This is a genomic window from Geodermatophilus obscurus DSM 43160 (assembly GCF_000025345.1).
Taxonomy (GTDB): domain Bacteria; phylum Actinomycetota; class Actinomycetes; order Mycobacteriales; family Geodermatophilaceae; genus Geodermatophilus; species Geodermatophilus obscurus.
On the sequence record NC_013757.1, the window covers coordinates 4,431,299 to 4,447,609 of the forward strand.

Consider the following 16,311-nt stretch of genomic DNA (forward strand, 5'->3'; position numbering starts at 1 on the left):
CGGCGCGCCCCACCCGGCCACCGCGCACCCCGCGCGGCCATCATCGATCCACGAACGAGGCCGTCATGACGATCACCGGCCGGACCGCACGAACCAACGGGATCCCGACGGACCCACTGCGGAGGACCGCGTTCCTGGCGGGCGCGCTGTACCTCATCACCTTCATCGCATCGATCCCGGCGATCTTCGTGCTGGACCCCGTACTGAGCGACCCGAACTACATCGTCGGCTCGGGCGCCGACACCCGCGTCCTCTCCGGCGGCCTCCTCGACATCGTCAACGCCCTCGCCTGCATCGGCACCGCGGTCGTGCTGTTCCCCGTGGTGAAACGGCAGAACGAGACCCTGGCGCTCGGCTTCGTCACCTCACGCCTGCTCGAGGCCGCGATCATCTTCACCGGGGTCGTGAGCCTCTTCGCGGTCGTGACCCTGCGGCGGGACTCAGCCGGCGCTGCTGGAGCAGACACGGACTCCCTGGTCAACGTCGGTGCGTCGCTCGTCGCGGTCCGCGACTGGACGTTCCTGCTCGGGCCCGGCGTCATGGCCGCCATCAATGCACTGCTGCTGGGCACGCTGATGTACCGGTCCGGACTCGTGCCACGCGCGATCCCGCTCATGGGACTCATCGGAGCCCCGCTGCTCCTCTCCGCCAAGATCGGGACGATCTTCGGCGTCAACGACGACGTCTCCCTGTGGTCGTTGATCGCCCTCGCGCCGATCTTCTTCTGGGAGCTGTCACTCGGTGTCTGGCTGGTCGTCAAGGGCTTCCGGCCCTCGCTCGTCACCACCGGGGTCATCCCCTCAGGGGAGCAGGAGCATCCGGGGGATCTGTCCCGCGCCTGAGCGTCCTCGTCGGTGCCCGGTCGACGGGGTCTCGCGTCGGCCGCTGGCAGTCCTCGCGTACACCACAGGGGCCCTCACAGTTCCTGTGAGGGCCCCTGTACCTGGTAGCGGGGGCAGGATTCGAACCTGCGACCTCTGGGTTATGAGCCCAGCGAGCTACCGAGCTGCTCCACCCCGCGTCGGTGAGACCACCATACCCCCGCGCGGCCCGGAGGCGCAGCGCGGGCCGGCGTGGGCCCCACCACAGAGGCGGGGCCCACGCCGGCCTCGGCTCAGCCCCCCGGTGTCGTGGCCGCCTGGGCGGCCTGGGCCTGCGCGGTCTGGTACGCGGTGACGGCGGCCTGCAGGTCCTCGAGGGCCTGTCCCTGCCCGGCGAAGTCGCCGTTGCGCTGCGCCGTCTCCAACGCGGCCAGCGCGCTGTTGATGGCCTGGACCGCCGACTGCATCTCCGGGGTGCTCGGGGTGTCCGCCGTCCCGCCGTCGGCCGGCGGAGCCGGGGTCGCCGGCGCATCGGGCTGGTCGGTGGGTGCGGGGGCGTTGTCGTTGTCGACGGCGGCCTCCCCCGCCCCGGCGCCGAACACCTGGTCCAGCGCCTCGGCGAGGGTGTTGGCGTACCCGACCCGGTCGCCGTAGTTGACCAGCACCTTCTGCAGCAGCGGGAAGGAGTTCTCGCCCGTGCCCTCGACGTACAGCGGCTCGACGTAGAGCAGGCCGTTGTCGCCGATCGGCAGGGTGAGCAGGTTGCCGAACACCGCCCGGGACTCCGCACTGTTGAACAGCGTGAGGTCCGGCCGCACCTGGTTGTTGGTGATGAACGACTGCTGCACCTGCTGCGGGCCCCGGAACGGCGTGTTGCCCGGCAGGGTCAGCACCTGGATCTGCCCGTAGGTGTCCGGCGCGCTGGACGCCGAGACGAACGACGACAGGTTCTCGCGGCGGAAGGCGTTGAGCGCGCTGGTCAGCTGGAAGCTCGCCTCCGGGTCGCCCGGCCGCTGGGCCAGGATGTAGTACGGCGGCTGCGGCTCCTGGGTGTCCTGCGTCGGGTCGGCAGGGACGGCCCAGCGGTCGTTGCCGCTGTAGAAGTCGCCCGGGTCGCTGACGTGGTAGCGGGTCAGGATGTCCCGCTGGACCTTGAACAGGTCCTCCGGGTAGCGGACGTGGCCGACCAGGTCCGGCGACATGTCCTCACGAGGCTGGACCAGCCCGGGGAAGGCCTTCATGTAGGTCTGCAGGACCGGGTCCTCGGTGTCCCACTCGTAGAGCGAGACGGTGCCGTCGTAGGCGTCGACGGTGGCCTTCACCGAGTTGCGGATGTAGTTGAACGTCTCGTTCGGCAGCGCCGTCGTCCCGGTGCCGGTCAGCGCGTCGGTGGCCGCCTCGCCCAGCTCCATCTGCTCGGCGTAGGGGTAGGAGCCCGAGGTGGTGTAGCCGTCGAGGATCCACTGCACCCGGCCGTCGATGACCGCGGGGTACGGGTCGCCGTCCACCGTGAGGAACGGCGCGGCCTTCTCCACCCGGTCCATCGGGTCGCGGACGTAGAGCACCTTGGAGGCGTCGTTGACGGCGCTGGAGAGCAGGAAGTTCCGCTCCCGGTAGAAGATCGCGAAGGTCAGCTGCCGGAAGAAGCTGCCGACCTCGACACCACCCCGGCCGTCGTAGGTGTTGTTGATCTGCCCCTCGCCGTCGCTGCCCTCGGGCAGGTCGAACTCCCGCGGCTCACCACCCTCGGGGGCGCCGACGACCGAGTAGTCCTGCATCAGCTCGCCGTAGTAGATCCGCGCACCGTCGGCGCTGACCTCGATGTTGCCGCGGGTGGGCAGGTCCCGGGTGGTGAAGCGCGGCTCGCCGCCCTCCTGGCCGGCGACGACCTGGTTGGCCGGCGCGGCCACGAACCCGTTGCCGTGCGTGTAGACGGTGTGCCGGTTGATCCAGGTGTCCTGGTTCTCGCTGAGCCCCTGGCTGTTGAGCTCGCGGACCGCTACGACGTAGTCCTGCGTCTCGCCGTTGACCGTGTACCGGTCGATGTCGAGCTTCTCGGGGAAGCCGTACACGTTGCGGATCTGCTGGCGCGCGGTGAACGTGGCGGACAGGACGTTGGGGTCCAGCAGCCGGGCGTTGGGGATCGTCTCGGTGTCGTTGCGCAGCTCGGCCAGCGCCGCGGCCGGGTCGACCTCCTCGCCGGTCTCCTGCTGGGCGTAGTCGACGTACTCCACGTCGGCCAGGCCGTAGGCCTGGCGGGTCGACTCGATCGCGCGGGCGATGAAGTCGGCCTCGCGCTCGTTGGCGCTGGGCCGGACGACGAACTGCTGCACGATCGCCGGGTAGGCCACGCCGATCACCAGGCTGGAGATCAGCAGCAGCACCAGCGCCGCGGCCGGCAGCCGGAAGTTGCGGACGACGACGTTGGCGAGGAACGCGACCGCACAGACGGCCGCGGCGAAGACCAGGATCGTCTTGGCCGGCAGCAGCGCGTTGACGTCGGTGTAGCTGGCGCCGGTGAACAGGCCGCCTCGGTCGGAGTAGACCAGCGCGTAGCGGTCCAGCCAGTAGGCGACGGCCTTGAGCGCGACGAACAGCCCGAGCAGCACCGACAGCTGCACCATGGCCGCGCCGGTGAGCTTCTGTCCCGGGGTCTGCAGCCGCAGGCCACCGAACACGTAGTGGGTCAGCAGCGAGCCGATCAGCGCGAGGATCACGATCGCGAAGCCGAAGCTCAGCAGCAGCCGGTAGAAGGGGTAGTCGAAGACGAAGAACGAGATGTCCAGGCCGAACTCCGGGTCCACCCGGCCGAAGCCCGTGCTGTTGCGGAACTGCAGCCAGGTCTCCCAGCTGCCCTGAGCGGTGAACCCCGCGAACAGGCCCAGCACGACGGCGACCGAGGTGAGCACCAGGGTGCGGCGCGGCTCGATCGACTGCCGGTAGCGCTCGAGGTTCTGCTGCTCCAGCGACATCGGCCGGAAGGTCGGGCGGAACCGGTAGGCCAGGTGGATCGCCAGCGCGGTGAGCCCACCGGTGGCCACGCCGGCCACGGCGAACAGCAGGGCGCGGGTCTGCAGCTCGGTCCAGAAGACCTCGGTGAACCCGGTCTCGTCGAACCACAGGTAGTCGACGTAGACGTTGGTGAGCGTCCCGATGGCCGTGAACAGCACGAGCAGGACGGCGATGGCCCCGATGACCACCTTCGCGCGCCGCGACAGGGTCGGCACGGCTACAGGGGGCCGCATGGCCACGAGGGTCTCCTTCAGTTGCGGTCGTGGCGGAGCGCCACGGACGGTGCCGGCCACGGACGGTCGGGTCGGCCCCGGCTCGGGCCCCCGGGCACCGATCCGGTCGCCCAGACCAACGCTCGGGGCCGTGCGGGGTTCCCCGGCCGCCCGCTCCGCCCGACAGCTTCCCCCACCGAGGGACGTCCGTGTCGGCCGGGCGGCGTCAGCAGGGCCGCGGGGTCCGGCCGGCGCGGAGGTCCTCGAGCGCGGTCAGGGCCTCGTCTAGGTTCGCGACCCGGGCGAGGGTGAGGCCTGGCCGGGGGGCACCGAGGGCGTCGGCGCAGTTGTCGGCGGGGACGAGGAAAAGCTCGGCGCCGATCTCCTCGGCGGCGATCATCTTCAGCTGGATGCCGCCGATCGGGCCGACCTCACCGGTGGCGGTGATCGTGCCGGTGCCGGCCACCGTGGCGCCGCCGGTCAGGTCGGTGTCGCCGACCAGGTCGAGGATGCCGAGGGTCAGCATCAGCCCGGCCGACGGGCCGCCGACGTCCTCGACGGCGATGTCGACGTCGTAGGGCGCTGCGGGCTGCTCGCGGACGAGCACGCCGAGCAGCGAGCCCTCGCGCTCCTCGGCGTCGGCCGGGCCGTCGGTCTGTTCCGCGTCGGCGGCCGACCGCGTCGTGACCGTGGCGGTCCCGGGCTCCCCGAGGCGCGTGTACCCGACGCTCACCGTCGTGCCGCCGGGGATCGAGCGCAGGACGGCGTCCAGCGTCGCGAGGTCGGGCGTCGGCCGGCCGTCGAGGGTCTCGACGGCGTCGCCCTCCTGCAGCCTGCCCTCGGCCGGCGAGTCCTCGGACAGCCCGCGGACGACGACCTTGACCGGGTGTCCGAGCTCGGCCAGCGCCGCGGCCTCGGCCGCCTCCTCGGAGGTCAGGAAGGCCTGCCGGTTGGCGTCGCGGGTCTGCTGCTCGGTGCGCCCCGGCGGGTAGACGGTCTCCTCGGGGACGACGCTGACCTCCCTGTCGAACCAGCCCTGCACCGCCTCGACCAGGCTCAGCCCGGCCCGGCTGACGCCGACGGTGGTGAGCGTCAGCTCCCCCTCGGTCTCGTTGCGCTCGCGCCCCTCGACGCTGATGATCGGCTCGCCGTCGATCTCGCCCAGCGTGTTGAAGGTCGGCCCCGGCACCTGCGCGACGTAGGGCACCGGCACGGCCGCACCCAGGACGCCGAACACCACCAGCAGCACGACACCGACGCTGAGGACGGCCATCCGACGGGTCACGACCGGCCAGCTTAGAGAAGGACCTCCCTGCCCCCCTCCGCTCGCAAGCTCGCGGCGGGACCCTGCAGGGAGGCCGCCCCTGCCCCCTCCGCTCGTGAGAGGACCCCGTCCTCCTCACCGTGGAAGGACCTCGTCCTCCCCACCCTTCGCAGGCTCGGGGTGGGACCCGGGACGAGGCCTGCGGCGAGCCTCCGGACGGGGCCGGCGGGCCCTGCAGGAGGGCCGTCCGCTCAGGCGGTGCCCTGGACGGGATCGGCGGGGCCGTCAGGGAGGCCGTCCGCGCAGGGCGTAGCGGCGGCCCGCTCCGGTGGAGATCACGCGGCTACCGTGGGGGCATGAGCGATGTCCCGTTCGGCTTCGGTGTCCCCGACCGCGACCCCGAGCGTCGCGACCAGTCCGGGTCAGGCCCCGGGAACGACCCCTTCGGATTCGGCGCTCTCTTCGGTGGCGCCGGTGGGGGGACGCCGGACGAGCTGCTCGCCAAGATGCCGCTGTTCGCCGAGCTGCAGAAGCTGATGACCTGGTCCGGCGGCCCGGTCAACTGGGACCTGGCGCGGCAGGGGGCGATCAGCTCGCTGGCCGCCGGTTCGCAGCCGTCCTCCGACGCCGAGCGCGCCGCCGTCGCCGATGCTCTGCGCCTGGCCGACCTGTGGCTCGACCAGGTCACCGAGCTGCCCTCCGGCGTGGACCGGCCGCTCGCCTGGTCCCGCGTGGAGTGGGTGGAGCAGACGCTGCCCGCCTGGAGCACCCTCATCGACCCGCTCGCCGAGCGCGTCGTCGGCGCCATGACCAGCGCCCTCCCCGCCGAGGCGGCCGCGATGGCCGGCCCGCTCGCCGGGATCATGGGCCGGATGGGCGGCCTGATGTTCGGCGCCCAGGTCGGCCAGGCGCTCGGCCGGCTGTCCGGCGAGGTCCTCACCAGCGGCGAGATCGGCATCCCGCTGGCCCCGGCCGGCGCCGGCGTCCTGCTGCCGCAGAACGTCGCCGAGTTCGCGGCCGGCCTCGACCGCCCCGCCGACGAGGTGCGACTGTTCCTCGCGTTGCGCGAGGCGGCCTCGCAGCGGCTGTTCGTGCACGTGCCGTGGCTGCGCCAGCAGCTGCACGACGCCGTCCACGCGTACGCGCGCGGCATCCACGTCGACCGCGAGGCGATCGAGCGCGGCATCAACGAGGCGATGGGTTCGATGGGCGGGATCGACCCGACCAACCCCGAGGGCATCCAGGCGCTGCTGGGCAGCGGGCTGCTGGAGCCCGAGGAGACCCCCGAGCAGCAGGCGGCGCTGCGCCGGCTGGAGACGCTGCTCGCGCTCGTCGAGGGCTGGGTCGACAGCGTGGTGGCCGCGGCCGCCGGCGACCGGCTGCCCGGGCACGGAGCGCTGGCCGAGACGATGCGCCGCCGTCGCGCCTCCGGCGGGCCGGCCGAGCAGACCTTCGCGACCCTGGTGGGCCTGGAGCTGCGGCCGCGGCGGCTGCGCGACGCCGCCACCGTGTGGGGCGCGATGGCCCAGCAGCACGGCAACGCCGAGCGCGACCGGCTGTGGTCGCACCCGGACCTGCTGCCGACGTCGGACGACCTGGACGAGCCGCTCGACTTCGTCGCCCGCCAGGGTGCGGACGACGAGCTGCGCAGCCTCACCGCCGACGACGCCCAGGAGCCCGGCACCCAGAAGCCCGACACCGACGGCCGCGACAGCGGGGACTGAGCCGGCTCCTCGCCCGCGGTGCCGGCCGGTGGGCCGACGACGTCCCTCAGTCGAGGTCGTCGTCCCCGGCGGACGAGGTGCCGTGCGCGCTGCCCAGCTCGACGCCCTCGAGGAAGCCGCGCGCCCGCTCGGCCCGCGGGTAGCGCGCCACCAGTGACCAGAAGCGCGCGTCGTGGCTCGGCTCCACCAGGTGCGCCAGCTCGTGCACCAGCACGTAGTCGACGACGTACTCCGGCATGGCGCGCAGCCGGCTGGAGAGCCGGATGGTGCGGTCGGCCGGCGTGCACGAGCCCCAGCGCCGGTTCTGGTTGTCAACCCAGCGGACGCTGGCCGGCTGCGGCACCCCGTCGAGGTGTGCCGCGGAGAGCGCCCGCGCGCGGACCATCAGTTCGTCGTCCCCACCGAGGGACCGACGGCGCCGTTCCTCCCGGGTCTGCAGCTTGGCGACCATCTGCGCCACCCAACGCCGCTCCTCGGCCGGGCTGAAGGCCGCGGGGATGAGCACGACCGTGCGCCCGGACTCCCGGTAGGCGGTGACCGTCCGCCGCCGCCTGCTGCTGCGCCGCACCTCGACGTCCCCTCCGGGCAGCGTCGCGCCCGACGTCCGCGCCGACCGGTCGGCGGGGACCGCGCGGGTACCCCGCACGTCCCCTGGCACCGAGGGGACGGGGCGACGCTGGGTGTCGGGAGGCGTTCCAGGCACGGGGGAACCGTAGCCACCACGACGGCGGCACGCTGCGGCAGCCGCACCGCGGCGGTCCCATGTCGCACGGACGGTGGACAACGGCCCGCCCGGTCCGGGGACGGGTCCCCACGGGGGCCGTCCACAGGGACGCGACGGACGTTCCCGCAGGTGGGAGCGGCGGCACGCGGTACCGCACCGGCGCCACCCGGCGACTGTCCCCCGGCCGCGCACAGCGACACGCCGCTGCTTCCCCACGTGCTCCACAGGGTTGTCCACAGGTTGTGGGCAGCGGGGCCGGACGGGACCGCCGCCGCTCCGGGAACCGCGTGCGCCCCGGGTAGCGTTCGGGAGGACGGCGCCCCGCGCGGGGACGTCGAGCGGACCCGGACGAGGAGGCACCGTGGCGGAGAGCTACAACGGCTACTGCGTGAAGTGCAAGGAGAAGCGCGACTTCGACGGTGAGGTCAAGGTCAGCGAGTCCGGCCGCCGCATGGCGCAGGGCACCTGCCCGGTGTGCGGCACCAAGATGAACCGGATCCTCGGCAAGGCCTGAAGAAGGACCACCCTCCTCCCCACGCCTCGCAGGCTCGGCGCGGGCCCCTGGAGGGTGGCCGTTGCAGCTCGTCACCACGGACGGCGGTGCCCGCACGGCGGGCGCCGCCGTCCGCCGTCTCCGGCCCCACCGGGGTGCCTGTGGTCGCCGTCTCCGGCCCCACCGGGGTGCCTGTGGACGGACGGCGCGCGCCGGGCCGGTGCGCTGGCACCCTGCGCCGGTGGCCGACACCGCGCACCCCCTGCTGCCCGCGAGCGTCCCGCTGCTGCGCCTGGCCGGGGCGGACGGCAACGAGGACCTCCAGGTCGGCGGCGCCGACTCCGCCGACGGGCTGCTCGTCTCCCCCGGCACGGCCGGGCTCACCACCCTGCTGCGCGGACTGGACGGCCGCCGGCCGCAGCGCACGGTCCTCGCCGAGGCCGCCAGGGACGGCCACGACCCCACGGCAGTGACCGCGGTGCTCGACGCCCTGCGTTCCACCGGTCTGCTCGTCGACCTGGACCCCGCCGACCTGCTGGCCTCCACCGCCGGGCCGGCTGCCGCCGCCCGCACGCAGACCGAACTGCCGACCGCCACGAGCCGGGACTCTGGGTCGCGCTGGCGCGGCCGTTGGGCTGCGACGGTTGTCGTCGACGGCGCGACGAGGGTCGGCGTGCCGCTCGCCGCGGTGCTGGCCGCGAGCGGCGTGGGCCGGGTGAGCATCCGGGACCACGGGCTGACCACGGCCGGGGACGCCGTCGTGGGCGGGCTGGGTGCCGACGACGAGGGCCGCCCGCGCGCCCTGGCCGCAGCCGACGCCGTCCGCCGGGCCAGCCCGCTCACCGACCTGCGCCCGCTCCCCGCGGGCAGCGCAGCCGACCTCGTCGTCCTCACCAGGACGTGGGCCGCCTCGGACCCGCTCGCGGGCGACCTGCAACGGCGCGGGGTGCGGCATCTGGTGGCGACCGTCCGCGGGGAGACCGGCGTGGTGGGGCCGCTGGTGGTGCCCGGTGCCACCAGCTGCCTGCGCTGCGCGGACCTGCACCGCCGGGACGCCGACCCGCGGTGGCCGGCGCTGGCCGCCCAGCTGACCTCGGGCGAGGCGCCGCCCGGTGGGGCGACGGTGACGTGCCTGGCGACGGCGGTGACGGCGGCCGTGCAGGTCCTGGCCGTGCTCGACGGCGCAGGCGCCCCGGCCAGCCTGGGGACGACGGTGGAGCTCCGCCCGCCGGACCTCCTCCCCCGCACCCGCCGGTGGCCGGCGCACCCGGACTGCGGCTGCGTGCCCCGCGGCGCCGGCGAGGAGGCCGGAGCCGCTCCGTCAGCGGCGCTGTCGCACATCGGGGGACAATGGTCGCCGAGTGCGCCTCCGGGCCCGGACGGGGCCGGCGCCGCCGCGACCGCGGCCGACTGACCGCCCAGGAGGAGCGCCCGTGACTGAGCCTGACCGGGGGATCCCACGAGGCTCGGTCTCACGGACCGCACGCCTGGCCTCGCTGCCGCTGGGGGCGGCCGGCCGGGCGACCCTGGGCATCGGCAAACGGCTGTCCGGTCGCCCCGCCGAGGCGGTGAACGCGGAGCTGCAGCAGCGCACCGCCGAGCAGCTGTTCGCCGTCCTGGGTCAGCTCAAGGGCGGGGCGATGAAGCTCGGGCAGACCCTCTCGGTGTTCGAGGCGGCCGTGCCCGAGGAGGTGGCCGCCCCGTACCGCGAGGCGCTGGTGAAGCTGCAGGAGGAGGCGCCGCCGATGCCGGTGCGCACCGTTCACGCGGTGCTGGCCCAGCAGCTGGGCGGCACGTGGCGCACGCGCTTCAAGGAGTTCGACGACGCGCCGGCGGCCGCGGCCAGCATCGGGCAGGTGCACCGGGCGACCTGGCGGGACGGCCGCGACGTCGCGGTCAAGATCCAGTACCCGGGCGCGGCCACCGCGCTCATGGCCGACCTCAACCAGCTGGCCCGCTTCGCCCGGCTGTTCGCCGCGCTGTTCCCCGGCCTGGACGTCAAGCCGCTGATCACCGAGCTCAAGGCCCGGGTGGTCGAGGAGCTGGACTACGGCCTGGAGGCCGACGCGCAGCGGACCTTCGCCGCCGCGTACGCCGACGACCCGCAGATCGTCGTCCCCCGGGTGGTCGCCAGCGCACCCAAGGTGATCGTCTCCGAGTGGCTCGAGGGGACGCCGCTGTCGAAGGTGATCGCCTCGGGCAGCCGCGAGGAGCGCGACCGCGCCGGGCACCTGCTCGCGGTGCTGCACTTCTCCGGTCCGCAGCGGGCCGGGCTGCTGCACGCCGACCCGCACCCGGGCAACTTCCGGCTGACCCCCGACGGCCGCTTCGGGGTCATCGACTTCGGCGCCACCGCACGGCTGCCCGACGGGCACCCCGAGCCGATCGGCCGGCTGGTGCGCTGGGCACTGGAGGGCCGGGCCGAGGACGTGCTGGCCGACCTGCGCACCGAGGGCTTCGTCCGCCCCGGCGTGGAGGTCGACGCACAGGGGGTGCTGGAGTACCTGCTGCCGTTGCTGGAGCCGATCCGGCAGCCGCGCTTCCACTTCACGCGGGCGTGGATGCAGGAGCAGGCCACCCGGATCGCCGATCCCCGCACCGAGGCCAACCGGCTGGGCCGGATGCTCAACCTGCCCCCGGCGTACCTGCTCATCCACCGGGTGACGATCGGGTCCATCGGGGTGCTCTGCCAGCTCGACGCGGAGGACGACTACCGCAGCGTGGTCGAGGAGTGGTTGCCCGGCTTCACCGGCTGACCGAGGACCCCCTGCCCTCAGCCCGTGAGGGGTGGGAGGACGGGGTCGTCCGGCCTGAGGCGGGGCGCGGCGCGGAGAGGACCGGGTCCGGACGCACCGGGAGCGTCCGGACCCGGCCTCGATCGGATGGCCCCGCTGCAGGGCCCTTCCATGGGGGGCAGCGGGGTCCTCCTTCAGCGGACGGCGGCGCTGGCCCGCGCCGCCCGCCGCGTGGCGTACTCCGCGCGGCGGGCCCAGCGGCGGGCGGCCCGCAGCCGGCGGGCGCGCGCCTCGGCGTCGGCCTCGGCGCGCAGGCTGCGCAGCCGGTCGACGGCCAGGTCGTACTCGATGCTGTACACGTCAGGTCCTCACGTCGTCGTGGATGGCCCGCCGACGGCGGACCGGTGGTGCCGGGCACGGTGGACCCGGCCCGGGACTGCGTGCCGGTCGCTCACGCGACCGCCACCTTGCGGGGGCGACCCCGCGGGCGCTTGCGCGGGATGACCACACCCCGCTCGAAGATCTCCCCGCCCCAGACGCCCCACGGCTCGCCGCGGAGCAGCGCGCCGGCCAGGCAGGCGTCGCGGACCGGACAGTCCGCGCAGCGGACCTTGGCCTCCTCCAGCCCTGCCGGGGTGTCCGCGAACCACAGGTCCGGGTCGGTCCGGCACGGCAGGGGACGCCGCACCGGTGCCGGCGCCAGCGGGGGCGCCGGCCGTCGGGGAAGGGAGCCACCGGTCCGGGGGAGCCCGGGTCGGCGGTGGGTCGTCAGACGGTCGGCCGTCGACTGCACTGCCGCTCCTCCTCGTACTCGTCGTCTACGACCGGCGGGGGCCCGCCGACCGGGAGTCGGGGCCGGGTGCCGCGGAGGAGATGAGAGAGGCCGCGGATCCCGGTTCGGGTTCCGCGGCCTCGAGGAGGTCCTGTCGAGCGCTAGCTCGAGGGTCTCCTCGAGGAGTGGATCCCGAGGGTGGTGCCGTTGTGCTCGGTGGTGGTGCGCTCGCTGACCTGCTGCGCGTAGCCGGTGGTGGCGAAGGCGTCGATCGCCGGCGTCGCGAAGACGCCGATGCCGGTGAAGTCGAGGCCGGGGACACGGGTGCCGGGGCGCGGGGTGACGAGCGGGGTCACCGGGAGGGCGCGCAGGCGGGCGACCGCGGGCGACTCGACGGCGCAGGCAGCCGTACGCACGGCGAGGCCCACCGGGCCACGAGCCCCGGCGGGGGCGAGGGTCCACAATGTGCTGATCACGTCGCCCACCTCCTCCGGGGGTCGGATCGCGGCCGTGCGGCCGGTCTCGGGTCTGGCGCGCTCGGGGTGCTCTCGAGCGCGATCAGGACAGTAGGGGGCCGCCGCGGAGACGGTCAACGCAATTAACCGGGCCGTGCCCGGGCGGTTCCGGACGGCCGACCGCCGTGACCTACCGCGACGTCTCAGGAACCGAGAGTGCCCAGCACGTCCTCGCCGTACAGCTCCAGCTTGCGGGCCCCGATGCCCGGCAGCGCGGCCAGCTCGCGCAGCGACGCCGGCCGGGTCTCCGCGATCGCCTGAAGCGTCGCGTCGGTGAAGACGACGTAGGCCGGGACCGACGCCGAGGCGGCCGCCTCGCTGCGCCAGGCCCGCAGTCGCTCGAACAACTCCCCCGCCTCGCCCTCCAGGACGACCTTGGCGCGCTTCTGCCGGCGCTGGGGCGGTGCCGCCGTCGGCGTGGACCCGGGGACCAGCCCGTCGAGGAAGCGACTGCGCGGCCGGGACCGGCGTCCGCCGGGGTTACGGGCCAGCGACCACGAGAGGTTCAGCTGCTCCCGGGCGCGGGTGACGGCGACGTAGAGCAGCCGCCGCTCCTCCTCGACCGCGTCCGGGCGGGACAGCGACTGCGAGATCGGGAGGACGCCGTCGACGAGGCCGACGACGAAGACGGCGTCCCACTCCAGGCCCTTGGCCGCGTGCATCGAGGCCAGCGTGACGCCCTGCACGGTGGGGGCGTGCTGGGCGTCGGCGCGGGCGGCCAGGTGGGACACGAAGCCGGCGAGGTCCAACGTCGGGTCCTCCGCCACGAGGTCCACGGCGAGGTCGACCAGCGCGGCGAGGGACTGCCAGCGGTCGCGGGCCGCTCCCCCGGGCGGCGGGCGGTGCTCCACCCAGCCGGTGGAGGCCAGGACGTCGCGCACGGTCGGCACCAGCGCGCCGGGCTCGGTGCCACCGGCCGCGGCGCCGCGCAGCAGCAGCACCGCCTCCCGCACCTCCGGCCGCTCGAAGAAGCGCTCACCGCCGCGGAGCACGTAGGGCACGCCGACGGCGGCGAGCGCGTTCTCGTAGACCTCGGACTGGGCGTTGATCCGGAAGAGGACGGCGATCTCGGCGGCCGGGGTCCCGGCGTCGACCAGCGCCCGGCACGCCTGGGCGACCGCGGCGGCCTCGGTGGGCTCGTCGGGGTGCTCGGAGAAGCGCGGCGCGGGCCCCTCGGCGCGCTGGCCCAGCAGCCGCAGCCCGGGCAGGCCCTTGCGCGGCGGCGCCTGCCCGATGAGCTTGTTGGCCAGCGCCACGACCTGCGGCGTGGAGCGGTAGTCCCGCTCCAGCTTGACGACCTCGGCGTCCGGGTAGCGGTCGGCGAACCCCAGCAGGTAGTCGGGGTCGGCGCCGGTGAACGAGTAGATCGTCTGGTTCGGGTCCCCCACCACGCAGACGTCGGCCCGGCCGCCGAGCCAGGCGTCGAGCAGCCGCTGCTGCAGCGGGTTGACGTCCTGGTACTCGTCGACGACGAAGTGCCGGTACTGCCCGCGCACCTGCCTGGCGACGTCCGGGTGTTCCTCGAGGGCGAAGGCGGTGACCAGCAGCAGGTCCTCGAAGTCCAGCGCGCCGTCCCGCTGCTTGGCCGACTCGTAGCTCGCGTAGACCCGGGCCACCGCCGCCGGCTCGAACGGCGGCTCGCGGCCGGCGGCCTGGGCCCGGGCCGGGTAGTCGTCGGGCGTGGCCAGCGTGGTCTTGGCCCACTCGATCTCGCTGGCGAGGTCGCGCAGGCTGGTGCGGTCGGTCGACAACCGGGAGCGGGACGCCGCGGCGGCCACGAGGCGGAGCTTGTTCTCCACCAGCTCGGGCATCGGGCCGCCGAGGACGCGGGGGGCGAAGTAGCGCAGCTGGCGCATGGCCGCGGCGTGGAAGGTGCGGGCCTGGACGCCGCCCACCCCCAGCCCGGCCAGCCGGGACCGCAGCTCCCCCGCGGCCCGGGCGGTGAAGGTGACGGCGAGGACCTGCTCCGGCACGAAGGCCCCGGTGTGCACGCCGTAGGCGATCCGGTGGGTGATGGTGCGGGTCTTGCCGGTGCCCGCACCGGCGAGGATGCAGACCGGCCCGGACACCGCCTGGGCGGCGGTGAGCTGCTCGTCGTCCAGCTGGGCGAGCACGGCCTCGGCGCCCGCGACCCGGACGTCCCCGGGTGCACCGGCGATCTGCGACATCGGCCTCCCCGTCTCCCGTCGATGGCCGGTGCCCATCCTCCCAGCCGTCACCGACAGAGGGGGGAAGCATCCCCGGAGGCGCGGCGTTGTCGCGCCTTGACGGACGGGCCCGGCGCCCGGACCCCGGACCGACCTGGAGGAGATCCTCGATGACCGCCGCTCCCGCCGCCGTGACCATGTACACCACCACGTGGTGCGGGTACTGCGTCCGGTTGAAGAAGCTCATGCAGCGCGAGGGCATCGAGTACGCCGAGGTCAACATCGAGCAGGACGCCGCCGCGGCCGACGTGGTCATGCAGGCCAACGGGGGCAACCGCACCGTCCCGACGCTGCTCTTCCCCGACGGGAGCGCCCTGACCAACCCCACCATCGACCAGGTCAAGGCCCAGCTGGCACAGTCCACGGGGTCATGACGGCGAGTGTTCCCTCAGCAGCGCTGCGCGAGGGGGCACAGTTGACGCGGCCGGCTCGTTACCGTCGCCCTCTCGCCCCCGGCTGCCCGCCGGGCCCAGCCCCTCGCGGAGGCCGCCCAGTGAGTGAGCGCACAGAACCAGCGGAGTGCCCGCCGGCGTCACCGTCGGCCGGTTTCCGGGGAGGCCGTGTGAGCCAGGGCCTGGAGGACGTGACGGCGGCGGACGACCCGTGCGGCACGGAGCAGCCCACCGTGGTGGTGGCCCGCACCGGCCGCGGCTGGTCGGTGTTCGCCCCCGGCCGCGCAGAGGACGTCGACGACCTCGTGGAGGGCATGACCCTCGCCGACCTGGTCAGCGAGGAGCTCGGCGCGCCGGTCGAACCGGACCGCGGAGCCCGCCGCGCGGCCCGGGGTGCCGCTTCCGGGTCCGACTCCGACGCCGACCCGCGGGACGCCCGGATCGCTGCCCTGGAGCGCACCGTCGCCCAGCTCGAGCACGCCCTGGCCGCCCGGGTCTCCACCGAGCGGGCCATCGGCGTGCTGGCCGAACGTCAGGGCACGACGCCGCAGGCCGCCTTCGAGCAGCTGCGGCGCGACGCCCGCTCGCAGGGGCGGCCGGTGCCCGAGCTCGCCCGTGAGGTGCTCGACGACCTGGCCGTCCGGCCGGTCGCGACCGAGGTCGACGTCCCCGCCCGTCCGGCCCCGCGGCCGCCCGTCCGCGAGGCCGGGCGGGCGCCCCGCACCCGCAGCCGGGCCGGGCGCGGGCCCGCGGAGGGCCGGTCCTGACCCGTCCGGAGCCGCTGACCCCCAAGGCGCTGGCCGACCGGCTGGCCGAGCTGCTCGCCGGCACCGAGCCCGACCCGGGGGCGTCCGCACTCCGGGTCGCCGTCGACGGCCCCGACGTCGCACGGCCCGTCGAGCTGGCGACCGCGGTCGCCGAACGCCTCCCGCCGCTGGGTCGCCCTGCCGTCGTCGTCCCGGCCGGCGGGTTCCTGCGCCCGGCGTCGCTGCGGCTCGAGCACGGCCGCACCGACCCCGACGCCCGCTACACCGACTGGCTGGACTCCGGCGCGCTGGCCCGCGAGGTGCTCGACCCGGTGGGCCCCGGCGGCTCCGGGGAGTACCTGCCGGTCCTGTGGGACGTCGCTCGCGACCGGGCCGCCCGCGCCGTCCCCCGGCCGATGCCGCCCCGCGGTGTGCTGCTCGTGCCCGGCGCCCTGCTGCAGGGGCTGGGGCTGGCCTTCGACGTCGTCGTCCACCTGCGGGTGGCCCCGCCGGCCCGCCGGCGGCGCACGCCGCAGGAGCAGGCGTGGGAGCTGCCCGCCTACGACCGCTACGACGACGAGGTGGACCCGGTGTCCCTGGCCGACGCCGTGGTGCTGGCCGACTCCCTCGACCACCCCGCGCTGGTGCTCCAGGGCCGCTTCCGCTGACGGAGGGCCCGGCCACTCGCCTCGTG

Annotated in this window: 15 protein-coding genes and 1 tRNA gene; 8 read left to right on the plus strand and 8 right to left on the minus strand. The window is 74.7% G+C overall.

Features of this window, described 5'->3' with window-relative positions; translation table 11 throughout:
• Positions 1–65: 65 nt before the first annotated feature.
• Positions 66–842 carry a DUF4386 domain-containing protein gene (locus GOBS_RS20635; protein WP_012950208.1) on the plus strand — a complete coding sequence of 259 codons (777 nt, stop codon included), beginning with the start codon at positions 66–68 and terminating at the stop codon, positions 840–842.
• 102 nt (positions 843–944) lie between these two features.
• On the opposite strand, the gene GOBS_RS20640 is transcribed toward GOBS_RS20635, so the two are convergent.
• The 3 genes from GOBS_RS20640 to GOBS_RS20650 form a co-directional block, all read right to left on the minus strand.
• Positions 945–1,021: transfer RNA gene (locus GOBS_RS20640), tRNA-Met, on the minus strand.
• A gap of 93 nt (positions 1,022–1,114) precedes the next feature.
• Positions 1,115–4,048, minus strand: coding sequence for a UPF0182 family membrane protein (locus GOBS_RS20645; protein ID WP_243697558.1), 2,934 nt, complete (start codon positions 4,046–4,048; stop codon positions 1,115–1,117).
• A gap of 223 nt (positions 4,049–4,271) precedes the next feature.
• Positions 4,272–5,330 carry a YlbL family protein gene (locus GOBS_RS20650; protein WP_208104328.1) on the minus strand — a complete coding sequence of 353 codons (1,059 nt, stop codon included), beginning with the start codon at positions 5,328–5,330 and terminating at the stop codon, positions 4,272–4,274.
• A 335-nt stretch (positions 5,331–5,665) separates the two neighbouring features.
• Between GOBS_RS20650 and GOBS_RS20655 the strand changes: the two genes are divergently transcribed.
• Entirely contained in the window at positions 5,666–7,033 is a 1,368-nt protein-coding gene (locus GOBS_RS20655) for a zinc-dependent metalloprotease (protein WP_012950211.1), read from the plus strand.
• A 46-nt stretch (positions 7,034–7,079) separates the two neighbouring features.
• Here the strand turns inward: GOBS_RS20655 and GOBS_RS20660 are convergent, their stop codons facing one another.
• Positions 7,080–7,736 (minus strand): M48 metallopeptidase family protein, encoded by a 657-nt coding sequence (locus GOBS_RS20660; protein ID WP_243697559.1) that lies wholly within the window; start codon positions 7,734–7,736, stop codon positions 7,080–7,082.
• A 382-nt stretch (positions 7,737–8,118) separates the two neighbouring features.
• Here GOBS_RS20660 and GOBS_RS27760 point away from each other — a divergent pair, with 382 nt between their 5' ends.
• The 3 genes from GOBS_RS27760 (at position 8,119) to GOBS_RS20670 (ending at position 11,006) form a co-directional block, all read left to right on the plus strand.
• A complete protein-coding gene (locus GOBS_RS27760) occupies positions 8,119–8,271 on the plus strand; it encodes a DUF5679 domain-containing protein (protein ID WP_012950213.1) in 153 nt (50 codons plus the stop codon).
• 220 nt (positions 8,272–8,491) lie between these two features.
• On the plus strand, positions 8,492–9,664 hold the full coding sequence (locus GOBS_RS20665) for a ThiF family adenylyltransferase (RefSeq protein ID WP_012950214.1): 1,173 nt from the start codon (positions 8,492–8,494) through the stop codon (positions 9,662–9,664).
• A gap of 19 nt (positions 9,665–9,683) precedes the next feature.
• Positions 9,684–11,006: an ABC1 kinase family protein gene (locus tag GOBS_RS20670; RefSeq protein WP_012950215.1), complete on the plus strand. Its 1,323-nt coding sequence runs from the start codon at positions 9,684–9,686 to the stop codon at positions 11,004–11,006.
• A 173-nt stretch (positions 11,007–11,179) separates the two neighbouring features.
• On the opposite strand, the gene GOBS_RS27765 is transcribed toward GOBS_RS20670, so the two are convergent.
• The 4 genes from GOBS_RS27765 to GOBS_RS20685 form a co-directional block, all read right to left on the minus strand.
• Entirely contained in the window at positions 11,180–11,344 is a 165-nt protein-coding gene (locus GOBS_RS27765) for a hypothetical protein (protein WP_012950216.1), read from the minus strand.
• Positions 11,345–11,436: 92 nt separating this feature from the next.
• The gene (locus GOBS_RS20675; RefSeq protein ID WP_279432623.1) at positions 11,437–11,673 is read right to left on the minus strand and encodes a WhiB family transcriptional regulator; all 237 of its coding nucleotides are present in this window, start codon (positions 11,671–11,673) and stop codon (positions 11,437–11,439) included.
• Between the two features lie 245 nt (positions 11,674–11,918).
• The gene (locus GOBS_RS20680) at positions 11,919–12,233 is read right to left on the minus strand and encodes a hypothetical protein (protein ID WP_012950218.1); all 315 of its coding nucleotides are present in this window, start codon (positions 12,231–12,233) and stop codon (positions 11,919–11,921) included.
• A gap of 182 nt (positions 12,234–12,415) precedes the next feature.
• Positions 12,416–14,440 (minus strand): ATP-dependent helicase, encoded by a 2,025-nt coding sequence (locus GOBS_RS20685; RefSeq protein WP_012950219.1) that lies wholly within the window; start codon positions 14,438–14,440, stop codon positions 12,416–12,418.
• A gap of 149 nt (positions 14,441–14,589) precedes the next feature.
• Between GOBS_RS20685 and GOBS_RS20690 the strand changes: the two genes are divergently transcribed.
• The 3 genes from GOBS_RS20690 to GOBS_RS29020 all read left to right on the plus strand — a co-directional run bounded on the left by GOBS_RS20690 (position 14,590) and on the right by GOBS_RS29020 (position 16,285).
• Positions 14,590–14,853: a mycoredoxin gene (locus tag GOBS_RS20690; protein ID WP_012950220.1), complete on the plus strand. Its 264-nt coding sequence runs from the start codon at positions 14,590–14,592 to the stop codon at positions 14,851–14,853.
• A 188-nt stretch (positions 14,854–15,041) separates the two neighbouring features.
• Positions 15,042–15,638, plus strand: a complete 597-nt coding sequence (locus GOBS_RS20695) for an ANTAR domain-containing protein (RefSeq protein WP_012950221.1) — start codon at positions 15,042–15,044, stop codon at positions 15,636–15,638.
• A gap of 299 nt (positions 15,639–15,937) precedes the next feature.
• Entirely contained in the window at positions 15,938–16,285 is a 348-nt protein-coding gene (locus GOBS_RS29020) for a nucleoside/nucleotide kinase family protein (RefSeq protein ID WP_243697560.1), read from the plus strand.
• Positions 16,286–16,311 lie beyond the last annotated feature (26 nt).